Below are 20,617 nucleotides of genomic sequence, written 5' to 3'. Positions count from 1 at the left end.
TTGAATATGCCGCCACGCATTCAGAAGCCTGAGCAGCACTCTCATATCGACGTCCTCGCCCGCAAGGCTGCGGTGAGCGTGCCCTCGTCCAGATAATCCAGTTCACCACCGACGGGGACGCCGTGGGCGAGGCGGCTGATCTTGATGTCGAAGCCTTCGAGCTGGTCGGTGATATAGTGGGCTGTCGTGGTACCCTCCACCGTCGCATTGACGGCGATGATCAGTTCGCGCACGCCGCCCTTGGCGATGCGATCGACGAGGCCGCGAATGTTCAGATCCTCGGGACCAACGCCATCAAGCGGCGAGAGCGTGCCGCCGAGAACGTGATAGGCGGTGTTCATCGCACCTGCCCGCTCCAGCGCCCAGAGATCGGAGACGTCCTCGACGACGATGATCACGGAATTGTCGCGGCGGTCGTCGGTGCAGACGCTGCAGGGATCCTGGGTATCGACATTGCCGCAGGTGGAGCACGTGCAGACCTTGCGGTGCGCCTCCCCCATCGCCTCCGCCAGCGGACCCAGGAGCTGGTCCTTCTTCTTGACGAGATGCAGCGCCGCGCGTCGGGCGGAACGGGGGCCAAGCCCCGGCACCTTCGCCAGGAGCTGGATGAGTTTTTCGATTTCGGGACCAGTGACTCGCTTTGCCATTGGCCGGTTCTACTCCATATCCCTCTTGAACGGAATCGCCATGGAGGCACCCTCGCCCATGAAAATTGTCGCCGTCTGCACCGGCCGCGCCGAGCGCCTCGCCGGCAAGAGCTATAAAACCGGCATCTTCAAGCATTCCGTCGATGCCGGCGTAATGGTGGATCGCGAGGGGCTGATTGGCGATGCCATCTGCAATCGCAAACACCATGGCGGGCCGGATCAGGCCGTCTATTGCATGGGCTCCCTCGATCTTGACTGGTGGTCGGCGGAGATGGGGCGGGAGATCGTACCGGGTACATTTGGCGAAAACCTCGTCATCGAAGATGTCGACAGCCGGCGGATTGCAGTCGGTGACCGGTTCGAGACGGAAACGGTGACGCTGGAGGTGACCTCGGCGCGCATTCCCTGCGCGACGCTTGCCGTGCGCATGGATAATGCCGCCTTTTCCCGGAGGTTCCTCCAAGCGGGCAGGCCGGGCTTCTATTGCCGTGTGCTGCGGGACGGGACGCTGCAAGCGGGCGATGCCGTCTCCTACCATGCCTATACCGGTGCGCCGGTAACCATGCCCGAGCTTCTGGAAACCTTCGGGAAGAACCTCTCAGACGAAGATCGCGACCGCTATCTGGCAGCACCGATTCACCAGAAGCTCCGGGCGAAGCTGACGAGCGCCTGAGTTGCTTTAATCCATCGGCAGGACCGCGATGAAGATGACGCCGTTTCATCGAAATAATCGAGAACACGCCGGACAACAGCGTCGACGTCTGGCTCCGCAAGAGAAACCCCGAAAATCAATCTCCGATTTCGGGGTTTTATGCAGACTTACAAGTTGGAATACGTGCCGCTTCGTCGTTACTCGGAATAGTAACCCGAGTAGCTGTAGTTACCCGACATTTTCGCCCGGTCCTGCTGGTTGAGCAGCGTGACGATCCCCGCATGGGGATTGCGGTTTTCCTTGAGCGCATTGACGGAGTGCTTGGCACTCGATTGCGGCGTGCTGGCCCACTTGATCACGAAGACAATCATGTCGGCATGGCGCGCGAGATAGAGACCATCGACGACAGGCTCGATCGGCGGCGTATCGAGAACGATATAGTCAAAATGCTTGCGGGCGCTTGCGAGGATGCGGCCCATCTTCTCGCTCATGACCAACTCGTCGGTCGCGATATCGCTGCGCCGGCCGCCGAGAAGCACGGTCAGATTTGTCATCGGATCCCGCATGATCAGCGACGTCAGCGTTGCCGTATTTCGATCCTGGCGCAGATAGTCGATGAAGTCATGGTTCGGCTCGAGGTTCAGGTGACGATTGATGCTCGGTTTGCGCAGGTCGCAGTCGATCAGCAGAGTCCGCTTGCCGGTCAGCGCGTAGGCCCGCGCCAGCGACAGGGCCATCGTCGACTTGCCTTCGTTCGGAAGGGCCGAGGAGACCATGATGATCTGGCCATCATCGCTCTCGCCCCGGGCCGCCTGCGGGCGTTTTCTTTCCTGCTGGTCAAGGGTCAGACGCAGGCGTCGCACCGATTCCGCAAAGAGCGAAAGCGGTGCTGTGACCATCAGATCAGAAAGACTGGATGTTGGCGTAGCGAGCTTGTTATGCTCGTCACTGCTCGACTGGCGCGGCGCAATCGCCGAAAGCGGCAGCTTGAGCACCGTTTCGATCTGATTTTCATCAACGAAGCCGCCAATGAAATACTCCCGCAGGATCGCAAGGCCGAGACCGAGGCCGATCGCAACAAGCAACGACAGCGAAATGATCAGCGTCTTGTTCGGGAAGGAGGGCGAATTGGGAACCATCGCCGCCGAAGCGACGCGGCTGTCGGGCAGCTGCAGCGTCGACTGGGCATCAAGATCCTGAACGCGCTTCAGCAGGTTCTGGTATTGGGCGCGCGCGCTCTCGGCGGATTGCTGCAAGCCCAGGAATTCTGTCAGCACTTCCGGCGGCAGGTCGCCCTGGAGCACGGTGGTGCGGATCTGCTGGCGGACGTCGTTGGCCCGTTCCTGATAGGAACCCAGAGACTGCTGCAGTCCGCTTACTTCATTGCTCGCAGTCGCTGTCAGCCTCTCGTCGAGCTTGGCAAGCTCAGCTTTAAGGTTGATAGCCTCCGTGGTGCCTTCCGCGACCTGCGACATCTGTGTCGCCAGCGTTTCCCGCTGGTCCTGCAACTGCTTCAGAGCGTCGGATCCCAGCTCATTGACCAGCGAGGCAAAATCCTGGGTCTGCAGCGAACGTTGAACGGTGTCGATACGGGTTGCTTCCGCGGTCCGCTGAGCATTGATCTTGTCCAACTCGCTGCGAAGCGCTTTCAGGCCAATGGAATTGGATTGCTCCAGGCGATCAATGTTCTCGTTGATGTAGGAATCGAAACGCTTCTCGTTTTCCACGATCGCCGCGCTCGCTGACGGCACGCGATTCTGGATCGCGTTACGCGCCGCAAGCGTGGAGGCCACCTTGGCCCCGATCTGGGCTTCGATATAGGTGTCAGACACGGAGTTCGCGAGCTTGGCGGCCTTTGCAGGATCGACCGAAACGGCGCTGACATTGATCAGATAGGTAAGACCCGAACGGCTGACCGTCACGGCATTCTTGAACTTGTCGAGAACCATGGCCACAGCCTCGTCAGGCGTTGGAGCCGGCGGCAGGGGCACACGTAGCCACGACAGGACACGATCCTTCATCGACACTTTGAGGCCGAACTCGTCATCGGTGACGAGGTTGTTATCCCGAACGACGTCAAGAAGAATCCGGTTGGACTTCAGGATGCCGACCTCGCTCTCAACGCGCGCGTTGTCGGCACTCGGATTAGCGAGGGCGTTGGTCGCGTCCAAAACATTCTTCTGACTTGTATCGACAAGAATGAGAGAAGTAGCAGTATACTTTGGTGTTAATGAGTATGTGAAAATAATCGTAACAACAAGTATGGTGGCTATAGTACTCAGAATAAGCCACATCTGGCGACGAACTATTCCGAGAATGCCTTTGAGATCAATTTCTGCATCCATTATGTGGCGACCATTATTTTGCGGATCTTGCCGCTATTAATAAAAAAATGCGAATTTTCTCGCGGGCATAGAAATGCCTTCTTATGCTCATTAGTCTTAGCAGATAAACACAGAGCGACAATTGCGAAATTGCAACATCATTAATCGCATTGAAGAATGGCAGGAGCTTCGTTTTTCGAAAGGCGAATGGCGGACAGTTTTGCAGACATATAGGCGCCGGTATCGATGTTGATCCGACCCTGCGTGATCTCGACCTGGGGTACAGGCGTGTGACCATGAACGACGACAAACGATCTGGCCGTCGGCGGGCTCTCACTCGATCGCGGACGTAGCCACAATAGATCCGCATCCTTCTGCTCTTCCAGAGGCACGTCCTCACGAATACCTGCATGCACCAGGCAAATTCCCGGAACACTCAGCAGCGATGGCAACGTTTCCAGAAAGGTGATGTGCTCCTGCGGAATATGGCTGAGAAGCACATTGTGAATCGCCTGCCGATTGCTCGGCAGTTTGTGGATGCCATAGGAGTACAACGTTTCCAACCCGCCGAAATCGAGCCACCGATGGTCAGGTGCCGGATGGTTCAGGAAATCGAGCATGACCTCCTCATGGTTGCCGGCCAGGCAGAAGCGTTGAAACCCCTCCGGCGCACGCGCCGTCAACCGATCCAGAACGGAGGCTGATTTGGGTCCTCGATCGACGTAGTCGCCCAGCATGACGATCCATTTGCGGCCCTCCCGATGTCGGCCATCTTCGCGGATCTTCGCTTCCAGTTTCTCCAGCAGGTCTTCACAACCATGTACGTCGCCAATCGCATACAAATGGTCCGGACCCGTATCCAATATCTGCTTTGTCCGTTGGCCAACGGGCTGCGGGTCGCGATTGCGGCGCAGGAAGCCAAAAAGGTTGGCGATCACAAGGCCTCCTCTCGCTCTATCATGTTGCGAAGTTCGTACTGTCGCGCGCAGGCCACGGCAAGTATCGAAACGAAGACAAAGGTCACAGCTTCGATCTCCAGGCTGAAATCCACCAGAGAATGAACCGCGCCGACCACGATTGCGCCGATGCCGCATCTCAGCAAGGCATCCTGTCCAGCTATTCTGCGATGAATGGAAAGGAGCTGGAAGAAAACGAAGGCAACGAGCAACATTGGCAACGTGCCGAAAATCAAACCGTAGTCGCTCCAAAGTGCGAGATAGGTCGAGTGCGTCTTGCTCCAGATCAGATCAACGCTCACCGGCGGGCGGTGGAACAGCGGAAAGACGCGTTCAAAGCTCTCGCCGCCATACCCGGTCAATGGCCGCAAGCGGATCATCTCGAGCACCTGCGCATAGAGCTGCTGACGGATTGCCGCGTCGTCGCCAGCGCGACCGAGCCGCTCCGTAAATGTCGCGCCATAGGTGACGACGCCAAAGACGACCGCGGCAAGAAGAAGAACCAGGAACGGCCAAAAGCGAAATCCCTGGACGCCTTCGATTCGCTTGAAGAACGCGAGACCCAGGGAAAAAGCCATGCCGCAGAGCGCCGCAAACACGCCCATGCGCGAGTTCGTGGCGATCAGCGTTACCAACAGGATCAGGAGGCCGACCGCGATCAAGATGGTGTCTTGCCCAACGCGATCCCGCGCTTTGCCGGCCTTGGATTTGCTTGACGCCATGGTTCCCGGAAGCAGCATGTTGATGCCGATGAGGCTCCCCAGCGCCAGGAACGTTGCAAAGGAATTTCTATTGATGAAGCCGCCCAGCGCATCGCCGAAATATTTCCACTTGGGAATGCCAAGGATCGTATCCCCAAACTGCAGAAGAAACAGCAGAGCGAGGATCGCATGCAGAACAATGCTCCAAAAGACGATTTTCAGAAAAAGCTGCGCGCGCTGCTGGTTGGCAGAGAGTTGCATAACGAGAAAGAACAATAATCCGTAGGTTAGCCACCTGACGAGCGATAAAACGGTATCATCTGGCGTTAGACTTATCGTTCCTATCGGAAGACCAATTTCTCCCTGTGTCCCTGTCGGCATGGCAGGAGAGAGATCAGCGATCGGGGTAACCTGAATGACCATGTAGAAAGCGCACAACAAAAAAAGCACGCCAATGACCAGGAAATTTCGCGGCGATATACGCAGTCGCGCATTGGAAAACCCCATACGCAGAAAGAAGTAGAAACCGCATGCGAATATAATCGTTGCCCACAACGCCCACGCCGCAGGTTTTGTACTTCCGAACAGATAGGGCGCAACTGCAAGTACCAACAAGATCGGCCACATGATTTGGCCGTTGAGGCGGGTGCGCGGCAGATTGGGAGAGGTGGATGATTTCATGACTTAGATGTCTTCTGTACGCGGAGCGATATGAAGCCCAATCTTCCAAAATGGCAGGCGGACTTTAAGATGAATGGCCTCGTGTGCTACACGTCCAACTTCAGCAACGCTAGATCACGTCAAATCTCACCTTCACGCATCACCCGTTTTATGTTCGCGAGAAAAGCACGCTGTTCCTTTGGAGGCAAAGTCTCGACGATTGCAGTGATTCTCTCTCTGAAATCCGGATTCGAAATGTAACGCCCCGCAAGATATCTTACCCCGCGCCCGCTGCTAGCAAGACTTCCAAGATCTATCGTATGCGATGCAAGAGTTGGAGCATCTGCTTGCGGTAGAAAATTTTCGACTAGCTCAACTCGATGACGCGCAATCCACTGCTCGTTTGGCCCGCTCATCTGCGAATTCGTGACAGACTGGTTGAACTCTTCTACTTTTCCCAAACGAATTGAAGCCGCCGCGCGTACCAACCAGGCAAAGGAGTCCGTAGGCGTTGTTTTCACAATCCCTGAAGCTCGTATGCGACATTTTTCGACGGCGCTCATTGCCTTGATATTGTAGATATCCGCTTTGTTATAACCGCGAATGCCCACGAAACAGTCCTTCATAATCATTTCCTTTGAATATGAAGACATGCCATGCGCCAAAGCATCTGCCGAAAAGGCACCACTTATCTTTGCGTCGGGAAACCGCTCTGCAACAAATGGTTCAAGCTCTCCAGACAAGACGTGTAGACTTCCAGCAGCAAGAGCAAGGCATACTACAGAAAAGAATATATATGTTTTTTTCATCTACCATGACCCTGAGCTGAAGATGCCCTACAGTTCAGTATTCTTTCGTAACGCATTCCGCTTAAAAAAAGAATGAAACCTGCGGTATAAAAAAAGCGCCCCGAGAGGACGCTTTTAATACACAAAATTTGGAGCCGATATCAGCTTGCGTCAACGCCGCCTAAACCGTCACCCTGCTCACCATGCGATGCGCCGCTATCCGTGGATGCGCCAGCAGTGGTCTCTGTAGCGGCTGTAGCTGCAGCAGCCTTTGCTTCAGCGGAAAGCGAACCATTTGCGCTCTCGGCCAAGGCACTCAATTCACCGGCGATCTCAGGATTCGCAACACCTGCTGCCGCAACAGCAGCAATCAACTTCTGCAACAACGCATCCTTTTCAGCACCATCCGGAAGGCTGTTTGCGGCCGCCAGAGCAGCCTGTACAAGACCGACGCAGGAGGAAGCCTCACATCCGGAGACGGACGAAATGGCCAGATCAGTCTCTGCCGGCGTCGCTGCCTGCGCGGAAGAGAGAGCAGAGACACTCGCAAAAGCTAGAGCTGCAACAAAGAAAGTCTTCTTAAACATAATAAAACCTCTCAATATGCGAAAGACTCTGTACGCCTGACGCCATTAAACTTATACTAACCACATTAGAATCCTCTTATGGCGACTGTCAATACGGATTCTCGTGAAATGCTTAAGATACAAGGTTTTGCGGGTAGGTAGCCGGAATCTTACGCATAGAGCACGGCGCCGAAGTTCGCCCGAAATACTTTTCTCAGTAACCAAGTCCCCGTTTTTCACGCTCAAGGGAAAGCGGTAACTGCGGAGATTGGAATGCAGGACCACCTTCATCACTGCAGCTGTTGAGAACGTGGTAGCGCAGACCATTGGTCGGCTCGACGCCTGGCCGGTGTTGCACGATTTGCTCGCAAACCACCTTGCTTGGCTCGTTGAGCAGGTCCTGGGCGTGAACGCCCGGCAGGTCGTTGAAGAATTGCGCGATCTCGCGCGGGGGAGAAGCCTCATTCGCTGCCGCGAGCTGCGCGTGGACGGACGCAGGAACCAGGAGCAGCAGGGTGGCGGGCAACAGGAACCGGATTTTCGACAATGACATCCTCTACTCCAGCTTACCTTGCTGTGCATGTTGAAACGGTATCGCTCCACAGCCACATGCGTTATAGCGCATCCATCTATATGACATGTGGAGATTTTCCATGGCCACTACAATACGGTTTCACAATGGCGATATCCCGGCCGCCGATGCCGAGCGCTACAGAGGCGCGATTGCCATCGACACCGAAACCCTTGGCCTGATCCCGCGCCGCGACCGTCTCTGTGTCGTCCAGCTTTCCCCCGGCGACGGAACGGCCGATGTCATCCAGATCGCCGCGGGACAGAAGCAGGCGCCCAAACTGGTTGCCATGCTTGAGGATCCGACCCGGCAGAAGATCTTTCACTTCGGGCGCTTCGATATTGCCGTTCTGTTTCACACCTTCGGCGTCACGACGACACCGGTGTTTTGCACCAAGATTGCCTCGCGACTGACCCGCACCTATACGGACCGCCACGGCCTGAAGGACAATCTCAAGGAACTGCTTGAAGTTGATATCTCCAAGCAACAGCAGTCTTCCGACTGGGGTGCTGAAAAGCTCTCGCAGGCGCAGCTCGAATATGCGGCTTCGGATGTGCTGCATCTTCATGCCCTGCGCGACAAACTCACAGCGCGCCTGCTGCGCGACGGGCGCATGGAGCATGCGGATGCATGCTTCGCGTTCCTGCCGACACGCTGCAAGCTCGATCTTCTCGGATGGGAAGAAACCGACATTTTCGCACACAGCTGAATTGGGCAGCTGGAAAGTCCTGAAACACTGGGGAACCGATCGCTGCGGCTTTCCGGCGGCTAGAGTTTGTCAGGGAAAAGTGGAAACCGGTTTTCCCGAAAAGACAAACGGAAACAAAAGGAGCTAGAGGATGTCTGGTTCAATCTGAACCAGACATCCTCTAGATCGACTTCGGTCGCACGATCCCAAGTCGGGCAATCACTTGTTTAGGGATGCCATAGCGCTGGATGGCATCGCGATTTGAACGCAGGCCACAGATTTCGCGCTGAATGAAGAACGCCCAGACGACATCTGCCGCTTCATTCAACAGTGCCTCGCGCCGCTCCGGCGGGGTGTGCAGGTCAATCGCGGCGAGAGCGGCAATCGCCTTTTCCACTTTCAGGCCATGGCGGCCAAGCGAATCGGCCCGCTCGGACATCAGCTCGTATTCGAGCAGGTTCAGCCCGCTGTTACGGCTGAAGGAAGGTGCAAGCGCCTGCGGTGGGCGAACCGTCATGGGAAGCTTCCTGTTTTCTCGCCAGGAAACATGGAGCGCGCCACGCCAATCCGCAAGACCATTCTCATACCGAACGGCGCTTTCAGCGGGCGCGTTCGCGCACCTCCGCAAGGCTCCAGTCCTTGAGCAATCGGCCATTTTCCCAGATAGGGATAAGGTGGTTGTGGCGGTCGCCGAGGTCGGCAAGCCGCACGGCCTCAAGCCCAAGGGCAGTGTTCACGACAGCCTGCCGCCCTGCCTTAGAAGCCTTCACATTCATCGTCGCAGGTCGCTTGAAGACATCGTGCCAGCGGCCCTTGTCGTCCATTCGACCGTTCGCCTTCATGGCAAAGGAATAGGTATCGCGGTTCACCTTCTGCAGGATGCCCGACCCCATGGCAAAGGAGATGTTTTCCGCCGAGAAGCCAAACGCTTCCAGCCGGCCGAGGATCTGCCCCATGTCGGCAGAAGACAGGCCATCCCCCTGCAGCACCCGGACGGAGGGATGCAGCACCTTGTATCCCTTGCCGTTCAGCGTGGAGCCGAAATGATAATCGAGCTGGCGCACCACATGCACGGGCGTTTCGATCGGATCGCCGCTGTCGGGGCGAATGACGACGCGGCCGCCGCTGGCCTTTACCTTTTCCCTCAGTTCCTTGCCCCAGATCTCGGTGACGGCGTAGTTGATGTCAAAGCTGTCGGAAACGACGGACACGCTGCCTTTGGCCGCGAAATGATCGACCATGTTGGCATAGGCGCGGGTTTCTCCGCCCACGCGCCAGGTGGTCATCGTCGAGTGCTCGGACGCGGGCATGGAGAGACCGGCCATCGCCGCATCGTAATAGCGTCGGGCATAGAGGATGCCGGTCATCGTGTCGGTGGCGCGGAAATGCACGAGGTGGGCCGCCCCGCCGAGGCCTGCCTGCTCCATGGAGGTTGCGCCGCGTGCGCCAAAATCATGAAGGCTGAAGGGCAGCACGGCCTCGGGATTGTCAGCTGTTTTTTCCAGCATCGGCTGGAGGATACGCTTCAGCTTGCGGATCTGGCTGGCGACGGTGGACGGATACCAGACGGCGCGCAGCAATGCGGTCTCGATATGGGAGGTCAACCAAAAGCATCGCGGATCGGTATTAACGACCTGGACGAGCGGAACGCCGCGCCGCACCAGCGTTCCTTCCGGCAATGCTTCGATCCGAAGCGGCAGATAGCCACCAAACCGCTCAACGATATGGAGCCATCCGTCGCGGTCGAAAGGTTGACCATGGGCGGTGACAATCGCTTCCGCTTCATCGACATCGGCGCGCGTCACCGGGCGTGCGAGATAGTCCTTGAGGAACATCTGCAGCCCGAAGAACAACACATCCGCCTCGTCGGGCTGACCACGGGTCTCAATGTAGGAGGAGATGGCCCGGGTTCCCGGCGGATATTGTAGAAAATGCCCGAACTTGTAACTGTCGGTGTTCAGGATTGGGTTGCCGAAGTCCATATCGCTCCTCCCCGAAGCGGCTGTCGATTTTTGCCAGATGTACGCGAGGCCCCGGAGAGCGGCAAGCACAAAGCAAAGGCGAGTGACATGGCTCTTCGCAACCGCAATATGCTTAATGAAGTATCAAGAATTTCCGCATAAATTGATAATCTATGAAGACGATCGCAAGCCGCGGTCGAGAATGCTGCAGACTGCCGAGGGTGGCATTTATCATCCGGGCCTGCGCATGACGCGCTCTATTCCATCGCCCAGACGATCTCCCTTGTCACCCGGCACTGCCGACGGCCGCCGATTTTTAAATATGCCGGCAACGCCGGTTGGCGAAACACAAGCGGGAAACACGAGCGGACGGGAGATTGCGATGCTGACACCCATTCTCACGGTCAAGACGGTGACCTCGCCCGCCGCTGCCATTCCCACAGGCGAGGTGCCGGCGAAGGAAACGGTTGCACCGAAGCAGGCGGCCCAGTCCGGCCAGCGCTCGGAAGCGGCACTGCGCATTCTCGAAACCCTGAACCGGCATCTCGTCGGGACCGAGGTCCTGCCGAAAGAAGCGCTGGTGCGCCTCCTCGACACACTGTCGCGTCTTTTGAAAGTGGAGCCGCTTCCGCAGGAAAGCCTGCGCGACTTTGGCAAGCGCATCGCTGCGGCCATCGAAACCCTGCCGCCCGCCGCACGTCTTGCCCTTGAAAAGCAGCTCGGCCAGCGCAATCTCACGCTCTCGGTGCGGGTCCTGGCGGAAATCGTCAAGGCCATGCCGTTGCCCGAGGCTTCGCGCCGTCCTGATGCGGCGCCAGCCATGCCGCAGCGGTCAACGACTGATCCCGGCCAGACTGGTGTCGCGCGCACGACCGCGTCGCAGGCGAATGGCCAGGCATTGCCCCAGCCTCAACCGCGGCTGTCCGGCTCGCCCGTACCAGCGCAGCCGCTGCTTTCCTCCCTGCAATCGGCCGCTTTCGCCTTCGTTCCCGGTGGATTCGATGCCGGTGCGCTGCAGGCTGCCCTGCGCAGCGCCTTCAATGTAGACGAGGAGCTGCGGGCAATCGACCGAGCCCCCGATGACGTGGAGGACAGCAGCGGCGAACCCACGACCCATGATGCGACAACACGTTCCGATCGCCCAACCACATCGATGTCCGCCATGCGGCAGGCTTCAGGTTTGGGCGGAGAAGCAATCCCGACGCTTCATGCCGTCGTGCGCTTCCTTGCAAGCGATCCGGAGACGCTGGCGCAGGTCATCGCCATTGCCAGTGGCGACATAGACGAAGAACTGTTCGACGCGGTCAAACAGGCGCTGGAAATGGACCTGCCGCTGGAGACCGCCTTTCCTGGCGAGGGCGGATTGGAAATTCCGACCTCGTCGGCTACCGGGGATTTGTCCGACATGGCATCGTCGACAATCAAGGCCGAGGAACCACAGACCTCGCTGGGTGCGGTCGCGATCGAAACGGAAGAGGTGGAATACGCGCCATACGACGCCGGTCCGGACGCTGCGGTCGGAGATGACATCCCGTCACACCTCGATGCCTCGGATGGCACCGCAGATGTCGAACGGTGGCAAGCGCAAGACAAGGCCGGCGAAACGGCTTCGCCTCATAATGCACCATCCGTGTCGGAGCGGACGGCACGCACGATCGCCGATGCCCTGAAAACCCTCATCGAGGTCGGCATGCCCCTGTCGAGCGATGGCCTCAACGAGCCACTGGAACAGCTGCTGGCCGATTTTGCCCTGTCCCGGACGGAAAACGAGTTGCCCGCCAGTGCCAATGGCAAGTCGCTTTCAACGGGAAGCACACCGGCGCGCGACGACTTGGCGCGCGATTTACCATTGACGCAGGACATGCCTGCAGAGCTCGATACCGCTGAACGCGAGGCTGCCCCCACTGCAAACCGCACCATGCTAAATGACGATGTACAGCGTGATTCGCTGCCGCAGAGACTGCCGGAGGCGCTTTTCCTGCGTGAGGGCATCCCCTTCCTTGCCATGCCGGTGCCAGGCAAGTCTAATCATACTCCATCCATGGCAGAAGAAGAGGAATGGCAGGATTCTGGTCGCCGGGAAGACGAAGACGCCTCGGGCGACGACGAGCCGCGTGATAATGAAGCGGGCGAGCGTCGTGACAACAGTGCCGAAGAACTCTCGGAAGGTGTCAACACGCCCAACGAAAATGTCAGCGATTCCGATACTTATGCGCTTTACAGCCGCCTCGGCGGCTTCAGCTAGCACCTATGCACCAGCCGTCATTTCAAGAGTGGCGCGCCAGCACTTGCCTGCTTTTCCGTAAGGTGTTTCGCTTTTTTATGGAAGGCTGCTTGCGATCTCCTGCCCTAGCTTGATCTCGTCCCGATGAAACCGGGACGTTCGCGAAGGTATAGGAGGAGATACCCTTGGCAAACATAACAGAGGAAAAAGCATCATACCTATGTCCGGAAGACGAGAGGCTCAGCATTGGAGCCAATATCGCCTACGGACTTCAACATGTCCTTACAATGTATGGCGGCATCGTTGCCGTTCCGCTCATTCTGGGTCAAGCCGCAGGGCTGAGTGCCAACGATACGGGTCTGTTGATCACCGCGTCGCTGTTTGCCGGCGGGCTCGCCACGATCCTGCAGACCATGGGCTTGCCGTTCTTCGGCAGCCGCTTGCCGCTTGTGCAGGGTGTCTCGTTCTCCGGGGTTTCGACGATGATCGCCATTGCCGGTAGCGGTGGCATACAGTCCGTGCTAGGCGCTGTGATCGTGGCATCACTGATCGGCTTGCTGATCACGCCGGTCTTTTCGCGCATTACCCGCTTCTTTCCACCCCTCGTTACCGGCATCGTGATTACCACAATCGGCCTGACGCTGATGCCCGTCGCCGCCTTCTGGGCCATGGGCGGCAACCGCGCCTCGCCCGACTTCGGCAGTCCGGCCAACATCCAGCTCTCGGCGGTGACACTGCTCATCGTGCTGCTGCTCAGCAAGCTCGGCAGCGCTTCGATCTCGAGACTGTCGATCCTGCTCGCCCTCATCATCGGCACGGGCATCGCCTATGTCGTGGGCATGACCAATTTCTCGCAGGTCACCAACGGGCCACTCGTTGCGCTGCCCGCCGTTTTCCACTTCGGTTATCCCACGTTCGAGATCGCGGCTATCATTTCGATGTTCATCGTCATTATGGTAACCTTGGTCGAGACCTCGGCGGATATCCTTGCAGTCGGCGAGATCGTCGGTACGAAGGTGGATTCCCGTCGTCTTGGTGACGGCCTTCGCGCCGATATGCTGTCCAGCATCGTCGCGCCCGTCTTCGGTTCCTTCACGCAGAGCGCCTTTGCCCAGAATGTCGGTCTGGTTGCCGTCACCGGCGTCAAGAGCCGTTTCGTGGTGGCCACCGGCGGCATTTTCCTGGTCGCCCTTGGCCTGCTACCGGTCATGGGCCGGGTCGCCGCGGCAATTCCAAGCTCGGTCCTCGGCGGCGCCGGCATCGTGCTGTTCGGCACGGTTGCCGCCAGCGGCATCCGCACGCTGTCGAAGGTCGACTACAACAACAATATGAATCTGGTCATCGTGGCCACCTCGATCGGCTTCGGCATGATACCGATCGCGTCTCCCGGCTTCTACGAGCATTTTCCGGGCTGGGTTGCGACCATCTTCCACTCCGGCATCAGTTCCGCCGCGCTGATGGCAATCGCTCTCAATCTGCTGTTCAACCACCTCACCTTGGGGAATTCGGACCAGCAGTCGGTCTTCGTGGCAGGAACAGAGCGGACAATTCGCTATCAGGACATCGCCCGTCTGCATGACGGCGATTATTTCCTGAACGGCAAGCTCTACGACGCCAAGGGCGCCGAGGTGCAGCTGATCCCAGCGGAAGCCCATTGATCAATTTCGAGAGTTGGTCGCAGCCAACTGCAGATGCCTGACCTGCGACACCTCATCCCTATCAAAAGAGGACGACATGACTGAACGAAACGAAACCTATGAGCTGCTCGACGCGCTGCTTGCCGCGATGGAAAGCGGCATCATACCCGCCACCGAGGCCGGTGTTGCCGCGGGCAACAAAATCTTCGGCGCCGCGCTCATGAGGAAGTCTGATTATTCGACGGTTCTCGTCGAGACGAACAATGAAACGGAAAATCCGCTCTGGCATGGCGAAGTGCACACGCTGAAGCGCTTCTACGAGATGACGCAATCCGACCGTCCCGCCTCCCGCGAGCTCATCTTTCTATCGACGCACGAGCCTTGCTCGATGTGTCTTTCGGCGATTACCTGGGCGGGTTTCGATAACTTCTACTACTTCTTCAGCCACGAGGATTCCCGCGACGCCTTTTCCATTCCGCACGATCTCAAGATCCTGAAGGAAGTCTTCACCCTGGAGCCGGGCGGCTACAACAAGGCAAACGCCTTCTGGAAGGGCCAGTCGATCCACAATCTGATCGAGCGTATTGCGGAGCCAGAGCGCAAGCATCTGAGGGAACGCGCCGAGGCGATCAGCCGCAAATACGACGCGCTTTCCGCGACCTATCAGTCCGGCAAGGATGCCAACGCCATTCCGCTGAACTGAGAAGGCAGCAACCATTCCACTCAAAGAAAAAACCCGCGGAAATTGCTTTCCGCGGGCTTCTTGATGTCGTGAGTTAAGACTTATTCGCCCGAACGGTTCTTCAGAGCCGCGCCGAGGATGTCGCCGAGGGAAGCGCCGGAGTCGGACGAACCGAACTGTGCGACGGCTTCCTTCTCTTCAGCGATTTCCAGAGCCTTGATCGACAGCATGACCTTGCGATCCTTCTTGGAGAAGTTGGTGACGCGGGCGTCGACAACCTGACCAACGGAGAAACGCTCCGGACGCTGCTCGTCGCGGTCACGCGACAGATCGGCACGGCGGATGAACGAGGTGATGTCTTCGTGGTTGACAAGCTTCACTTCGATGCCACCGTCGTTGATGGCGAGGATTTCGCACGAAACGACAGCATTCTTGCGCAGGTCGCCGGAAGCCGCTGCTTCGCCAACCGAGTCCTTGCCAAGCTGCTTGATGCCGAGCGAGATGCGCTCCTTGTCGACGTCCACATCCAAAACGACAGCCTTGACGACGTCGCCCTTGTTGAACTCTTCGATGACCTGTTCGCCCGGACGGTTCCAGTCGAGGTCGGAGAGGTGCACCATGCCGTCAACATCGCCGTCGAGACCGATGAACAGACCGAATTCGGTCTTGTTCTTGACTTCGCCTTCAACTTCCGTGCCAGCCGGATGGCTGTGCGCGAAGGCCTGCCACGGGTTCTCAAGCGTCTGCTTGAGGCCGAGCGAGATGCGGCGCTTGGTCGGGTCAACTTCGAGAACGACAACGTCGACTTCCTGCGTCGTGGACAGGATCTTGCCGGGATGTACGTTCTTCTTGGTCCAGGACATTTCGGAGATGTGGATCAGGCCTTCGATGCCCGGCTCCAGCTCTACGAATGCGCCGTAGTCGGTGATGTTGGTGACAGTACCGGAGATCTTCTTGCCGACCGGGTACTTGGCACCGATGCCATCCCACGGATCCGACTCGAGCTGCTTCATGCCGAGCGAGATGCGGTGGGTTTCCTGGTTGATACGGATGATCTGAACCTTGACCTGCTGGCCGATGGACAGGATCTCCGACGGATGGTTGACGCGGCGCCATGCCATGTCGGTAACGTGCAGCAGGCCGTCGATGCCGCCGAGGTCAACGAACGCACCGTAATCGGTGATGTTCTTGACGACGCCGTCAACAACCTGACCTTCTTCAAGGTTCTGAACGATTTCCGAACGCTGCTCAGCGCGGCTCTCTTCAAGAACCGTACGACGCGATACGACGATGTTGCCGCGACGCTTGTCCATCTTGAGGATTTCGAAGGGCTGCGGGTTGTGCATCAGCGGGGTAACGTCGCGGATCGGACGGATGTCGACCTGGGAGCGCGGAAGGAAGGCAACGGCACCATCCAGATCGACGGTGAAACCACCCTTGACCTGGTTGAAGATGACGCCTTCGACGCGTTCGCCGGCTTCGAACTTGACTTCGAGACGAACCCAGCTCTCTTCGCGGCGAGCCTTCTCGCGCGACAGAACAGCTTCGCCAAGTGCATTTTCGATGCGCTCGACATAGACTTCGACTTCGTCGCCGACCTTCAGCGTGCCGTCCTTGGCCTTGGCGCCGAATTCCTTGAGCGCGATGCGGCCTTCGACCTTCAGACCGACGTCGACGATCGCGACGTCCTTTTCGATGGCGGTGACGATACCCTTGGTAACGTAGCCTTCGGCAAGATCCTGCGTGGCAAAGGATTCCTGCAGCAGCGCGGCGAAATCGTCGCGGGTGGGATTGGCTTGAGACATGAATACTCCTGATGTGCCGCATGGGCACAAGCGCCGGTGGTTCGTGTTGATCATGTCCAAAATCCATCCGCTCCATTCATCAGGGAGCAAATCCGGCGCGGGGACGGTCTTTCGGACTATTTGTTCAATGCAGCGTCGATGAGGACCTTCGCCGCCAAGAATGCGGCCTCTATACTCATTTCGGACGTATCAAGCAAGTGCGCGTCTTCAGCCGGGCGAAGCGGGCTGTCGGAACGGCCCATGTCGCGCTCGTCGCGCTTCCGGATATCGGCCAGAACGGCCAGATAATCAGCCGGAACGCCATTTCCGACCATTTCGTCGAAACGCCGCCGAGCGCGCACTTCGGGAGAAGCCGTCACGTAGAGCTTTACCGGCGCATCGGGGCAAACGACCGTGCCGATATCGCGGCCGTCGAGCACGGCACCTGGCTTGCGGGTTGCAAAGGCACGTTGCGCCTCGACGAGCGCACCTCGTACGGAGGGCATGACCGCGATCTTGGAGGCAGCCTCACCGATATCATGGGCCGAGAGCACCTCGCGGTCGAGACCTGCGAGCTCCACCTCAAGCGCCATCTTCTCCGCGACCGGCTCGTTGTCGAGTGGTAGCCCCGCATCGAGCAGTGCCTTGGCAGTGGCGCGATAGGTGAGGCCGGTATCGAGATGATGAAAGCCGTATTCGGCGGCGATCCGGCGTGAAAGTGTTCCCTTTCCGGCCGCAGCGGGTCCGTCGATGGCGATGATCATGGTCGAAATCCTCAAGCGTTCGATCGGCTGTTGCGAAGAGTGATTCCACAGCCATGGTTTTCCTCTGTTAACGGAAAAAACAAAGGAAGGCCAAGCCGGTTGCGTCAGATCCTCCCATGTGAAAGTCTCCCCCAACTGTCCTTCTTGACTTTCATGCATGCAATCCCACCTCTGCTTGCCGCACCCTAGGAAAGTTAGGCTTTGACAGACAAGGCCAAGATGATTATGGGGACCGGCTAATTCATTTCTTCGTCAACGCCGGTTTTCCGGCAGATGCCGGCTCTCCCGGCCATACGAGAGGCATTGACCGTGGCAAAAGCGGAACTTGGAACCAAGCGTATCGATCCGGAAACGGGCCGTAAGTTTTACGATCTGAACAAGGACCCGATCGTTTCTCCCTATACCGGCAAGTCCTATCCGCTGTCCTTCTTCGAAGAGACGTCGGTTGCCAAGGTCCTTGAAAAGGCCGAGGAAGAGGACGTGCAGGAAGTCGATACCGAGAACACTGAAGTCGAACTGGTTTCGCTGGAGGAGGCCGACGAAGCCAATAGCGGCGACGACATTCCGGACCTGGGCGATGACGACGTCGAGATCGAAGGCGACGACGACGACACCTTCCTCGAAGAAGACGAAGACGACGATGATGACGGCTTGTCCGACCTGATCGGCGTTTCGGACGACGACGACGAAGTCTAAAACTCCAAAGCATGTCGCTGCCGCAAATCCACTCTGCGCATTTGCTCGACATGCTTTAAGCCTTTCATAAGGCTTGCATTTGATATCCTCGCGGGCATTCGTTTCGTCGCGCGGGGCTTTCATCGGGCCAGATCAAGAAAATTGTACCCGGTCTGATTTTTCGGCTTGCTATCTGCCAAAAGCGCAAGTAATAAGCCGCCACCTGCCCGGGACGAAACGCCCGGACGGACTTCCCGGACCGGCTTTGCCGGAACCCGATATGGGGCTATAGCTCAGCTGGGAGAGCGCTTGCATGGCATGCAAGAGGTCAGCGGTTCGATCCCGCTTAGCTCCACCAAATTTTTTCCAGACTACCAATTGTTTGCAGGCGTGATCGCGAGCTGGCAGAATTTCTGGGACACGCCGGTGCGGCACGACCCTACCCAAGCTTAAATTGCTGCGCGGCCAAGCTACCCGCCAACCACCGCCCCTTCACAAAGACAGTGGTTCGGCATTGGTCCAAACCGCTCCAAAACCTCACGAGGCGTCACGCCCGACCGTAAATTCTCCGACACAGTCCGCCCCTTCGGGGCAGGACACTGGCGTCCCTCCGGCAATGGCAAGCTTCTAGCAAAAAATCGGAACAGCCAGAAAATCGACGTCCACTCTCCAGGCCCCTTCTTCAGTGAGCGGTATAGGCGCCGTCCACCAGATAGTGCGCCCCCGTGATGAAGCTGGCCTGCTCGGACAGGAGGAAACACACGAGAGCCGCGACCTCCTCCGGCGTTCCACGCCTGCCCATCGGTTGAAGTGATGCCGCGCGTCGCGTACTCGCCGCCTCGATATGCTCTGACAGAAGTGGTGTTTCAATCCAGCCTGGACCGACGGCATTGATGCGGATATCGAATCTTGCATACTCCATCGCAGCGACTTTCGTCAGTCCGACAACCCCGTGCTTGGCTGCGGTGTATGCCGCCGCGGTGGGCAATCCAACGGAACCGAGCGTTGAAGACATATTCACGATTGCGCCGCCGCTCAGCTTACGCATCGCGGCAATTTCGCACCTCATGCAATAGAAAACTCCGTTCAGGTTGACATTCATCACCTTGTGCCAATTGTCGAGCGGATAGGCTCCGACTGGCGCGCGAACTCCATCAATTCCGGCGTTGTTCACCGCCAAATCCAAGCCGCCACAGGTCTCGACTGCAAAATCGACAAGTCTCTGGACACTGTCACTGTCGCCAACATCGACGACAAAATCACGGGCGCGGCCTCCCTCTGACCTGATCGCAGCAGCAATCTCGTCTGCCGCTTCCGCATTGATATCGGCAACGACAACCTCAGCCCCCTCGTCAGCGAGTTGCCGGGAAACGGCGGCACCAATTCCCGAACCTGCCCCCGTTACAATCGCAACCTTTCCTTCCAGGCAAAGCTTCATCGTTTCGGCCCCCGTTAATATGCTAATGTTTGACCAGAGCACGTTGTTGATGCAAAGGTTTTACGGATAAATGGAAGCGCATGGTATTGCGCAGCTTCAGAAGTTGCCGGTGTGGCGAACTCATACTCCACAGAGTTGAGTGTCTTTGTCAAAAGATGTCATAATCTAGCTTGGAATAAACGGGGTCGACCGAATCACTTGGCAGGTGGAAATGGACAGACAAGATATTACACGCCGCGGGCTCGTGCTGGGTAGCCTGGCTTTGGTGCTTTCTGGATGCACTTCGGACGATAGGCCGCCATTGAGCTACGCATTTTCGATGAGCCCGGACATCCATCCCCGCTATCGACGACGGGAGGTCGCCTACCCGGGCAGTGAACCGCCTGGAACTATCGTCGTCGATACGGCGAGCCGCTACCTTTACCTTGTGGAGGCGGGCGGACAAGCGACCCGCTACGGCGTTGCCGTCGGGGAGGAAGGGCTGAGTTTCAAGGGCGAAGCCACCATCGGCCGCAAGGCAGAGTGGCCTTCGTGGAAGCCCACCGAAGACATGATTGAGCGCAAGCCCCGGCTGGCGAAGTATGCCGATGGGGTACCGGGAGGGCCACTCAACCCTCTCGGTGCCGCGGCCCTTTATCTCTACCAGAACGGACAAGACACCTTGTTCCGCTTGCACGGAACGAATGCTCCCTGGTCAATAGGCCATGCAGTTTCGAATGGGTGCATTCGCTTGACGAACACGAACATTGTCGATCTCTACTCTCGAGTTCATATTGGCACACGCGTGGTGGTCATCTGACGGCGTTTACCAATTGAAATCGTAGGGTTGGCCATCTCGATATGTGTATGCTAATGTAGATTCGTTGCATGCTACATGCATATCTGCCCTATTCAAGGTG

19 protein-coding genes and 1 tRNA gene are annotated in these 20,617 nt (G+C 57.8%); 8 read left to right on the top strand and 12 right to left on the bottom strand.

The genetic code is table 11. The features are described 5' to 3' along the window. Nucleotides 1-41: 41 nt before the first annotated feature. Nucleotides 42-647: a recombination mediator RecR gene (recR, locus tag QO002_RS03215; protein ID WP_307226620.1), complete on the bottom strand. Its 606-nt coding sequence runs from the start codon at nt 645-647 to the stop codon at nt 42-44. Nucleotides 648-705: 58 nt separating this feature from the next. On the opposite strand from recR, the gene QO002_RS03210 reads away from it, so the two are divergent. Next, entirely contained in the window at nt 706-1,320 is a 615-nt protein-coding gene (locus QO002_RS03210) for an MOSC domain-containing protein (RefSeq protein ID WP_307226618.1), read from the top strand. A 176-nt stretch (nt 1,321-1,496) separates the two neighbouring features. On the opposite strand, the gene QO002_RS03205 is transcribed toward QO002_RS03210, so the two are convergent. The 6 genes from QO002_RS03205 to QO002_RS03180 all read right to left on the bottom strand — a co-directional run bounded on the left by QO002_RS03205 (nt 1,497) and on the right by QO002_RS03180 (nt 7,847). Beyond that, the gene (locus QO002_RS03205; RefSeq protein WP_307226616.1) at nt 1,497-3,644 is read right to left on the bottom strand and encodes a GumC family protein; all 2,148 of its coding nucleotides are present in this window, start codon (nt 3,642-3,644) and stop codon (nt 1,497-1,499) included. Between the two features lie 140 nt (nt 3,645-3,784). Beyond that, the gene (locus QO002_RS03200; RefSeq protein WP_307226615.1) at nt 3,785-4,561 is read right to left on the bottom strand and encodes a metallophosphoesterase; all 777 of its coding nucleotides are present in this window, start codon (nt 4,559-4,561) and stop codon (nt 3,785-3,787) included. Further along, nucleotides 4,558-5,541, bottom strand: a complete 984-nt coding sequence (locus tag QO002_RS03195) for an O-antigen ligase family protein (protein WP_307226613.1) — start codon at nt 5,539-5,541, stop codon at nt 4,558-4,560. Before QO002_RS03195 ends, QO002_RS03200 begins: the two co-directional genes overlap by 4 nt. A 539-nt stretch (nt 5,542-6,080) precedes the next feature. Beyond that, entirely contained in the window at nt 6,081-6,749 is a 669-nt protein-coding gene (locus tag QO002_RS03190) for a hypothetical protein (protein ID WP_307226610.1), read from the bottom strand. Between the two features lie 140 nt (nt 6,750-6,889). After that, the gene (locus QO002_RS03185) at nt 6,890-7,330 is read right to left on the bottom strand and encodes a hypothetical protein (protein ID WP_307226608.1); all 441 of its coding nucleotides are present in this window, start codon (nt 7,328-7,330) and stop codon (nt 6,890-6,892) included. A 178-nt stretch (nt 7,331-7,508) separates the two neighbouring features. Continuing rightward, nucleotides 7,509-7,847 (bottom strand): hypothetical protein, encoded by a 339-nt coding sequence (locus tag QO002_RS03180; protein ID WP_307226606.1) that lies wholly within the window; start codon nt 7,845-7,847, stop codon nt 7,509-7,511. Between the two features lie 100 nt (nt 7,848-7,947). Here QO002_RS03180 and QO002_RS03175 point away from each other — a divergent pair, with 100 nt between their 5' ends. Then, the gene (locus QO002_RS03175; RefSeq protein WP_307226604.1) at nt 7,948-8,574 is read left to right on the top strand and encodes a ribonuclease D; all 627 of its coding nucleotides are present in this window, start codon (nt 7,948-7,950) and stop codon (nt 8,572-8,574) included. 160 nt (nt 8,575-8,734) lie between these two features. Here the strand turns inward: QO002_RS03175 and QO002_RS03170 are convergent, their stop codons facing one another. Further along, on the bottom strand, nt 8,735-9,070 hold the full coding sequence (locus QO002_RS03170; RefSeq protein WP_307226603.1) for a DUF6665 family protein: 336 nt from the start codon (nt 9,068-9,070) through the stop codon (nt 8,735-8,737). 82 nt (nt 9,071-9,152) lie between these two features. After that, nucleotides 9,153-10,535: a nicotinate phosphoribosyltransferase gene (locus QO002_RS03165; RefSeq protein ID WP_307226601.1), complete on the bottom strand. Its 1,383-nt coding sequence runs from the start codon at nt 10,533-10,535 to the stop codon at nt 9,153-9,155. A gap of 361 nt (nt 10,536-10,896) precedes the next feature. Between QO002_RS03165 and QO002_RS03160 the strand changes: the two genes are divergently transcribed. The 3 genes from QO002_RS03160 to QO002_RS03150 all read left to right on the top strand — a co-directional run bounded on the left by QO002_RS03160 (nt 10,897) and on the right by QO002_RS03150 (nt 15,078). Then, the gene (locus QO002_RS03160; protein WP_307226600.1) at nt 10,897-12,759 is read left to right on the top strand and encodes a hypothetical protein; all 1,863 of its coding nucleotides are present in this window, start codon (nt 10,897-10,899) and stop codon (nt 12,757-12,759) included. Nucleotides 12,760-12,923: 164 nt separating this feature from the next. Continuing rightward, the gene (locus QO002_RS03155) at nt 12,924-14,396 is read left to right on the top strand and encodes a nucleobase:cation symporter-2 family protein (RefSeq protein ID WP_307226598.1); all 1,473 of its coding nucleotides are present in this window, start codon (nt 12,924-12,926) and stop codon (nt 14,394-14,396) included. Nucleotides 14,397-14,472: 76 nt separating this feature from the next. Beyond that, nucleotides 14,473-15,078 carry a nucleoside deaminase gene (locus tag QO002_RS03150; RefSeq protein ID WP_307226596.1) on the top strand — a complete coding sequence of 202 codons (606 nt, stop codon included), beginning with the start codon at nt 14,473-14,475 and terminating at the stop codon, nt 15,076-15,078. An 80-nt stretch (nt 15,079-15,158) separates the two neighbouring features. Here the strand turns inward: QO002_RS03150 and rpsA are convergent, their stop codons facing one another. Further along, nucleotides 15,159-16,862, bottom strand: a complete 1,704-nt coding sequence (gene rpsA, locus QO002_RS03145) for a 30S ribosomal protein S1 (RefSeq protein ID WP_307226594.1) — start codon at nt 16,860-16,862, stop codon at nt 15,159-15,161. A 116-nt stretch (nt 16,863-16,978) separates the two neighbouring features. After that, the gene (cmk, locus tag QO002_RS03140; protein WP_307226593.1) at nt 16,979-17,605 is read right to left on the bottom strand and encodes a (d)CMP kinase; all 627 of its coding nucleotides are present in this window, start codon (nt 17,603-17,605) and stop codon (nt 16,979-16,981) included. A 309-nt stretch (nt 17,606-17,914) separates the two neighbouring features. On the opposite strand from cmk, the gene QO002_RS03135 reads away from it, so the two are divergent. Next, nucleotides 17,915-18,301, top strand: a complete 387-nt coding sequence (locus QO002_RS03135; RefSeq protein ID WP_307226591.1) for a TIGR02300 family protein — start codon at nt 17,915-17,917, stop codon at nt 18,299-18,301. Nucleotides 18,302-18,562: 261 nt separating this feature from the next. Next, nucleotides 18,563-18,638 (top strand) — tRNA-Ala (locus QO002_RS03130). Between the two features lie 324 nt (nt 18,639-18,962). Here the strand turns inward: QO002_RS03130 and QO002_RS03125 are convergent. Continuing rightward, nucleotides 18,963-19,718 (bottom strand): SDR family NAD(P)-dependent oxidoreductase, encoded by a 756-nt coding sequence (locus QO002_RS03125; RefSeq protein ID WP_307226589.1) that lies wholly within the window; start codon nt 19,716-19,718, stop codon nt 18,963-18,965. A 211-nt stretch (nt 19,719-19,929) separates the two neighbouring features. Here QO002_RS03125 and QO002_RS03120 point away from each other — a divergent pair, with 211 nt between their 5' ends. Next, nucleotides 19,930-20,517: a L,D-transpeptidase gene (locus QO002_RS03120; protein ID WP_307226587.1), complete on the top strand. Its 588-nt coding sequence runs from the start codon at nt 19,930-19,932 to the stop codon at nt 20,515-20,517. Nucleotides 20,518-20,617: the final 100 nt, after the last annotated feature.

This window comes from Pararhizobium capsulatum DSM 1112 (assembly GCF_030814475.1).
Lineage (GTDB): Bacteria > Pseudomonadota > Alphaproteobacteria > Rhizobiales > Rhizobiaceae > Pararhizobium > Pararhizobium capsulatum.
This window is presented reverse-complemented; position numbering and strand designations above follow the sequence as displayed.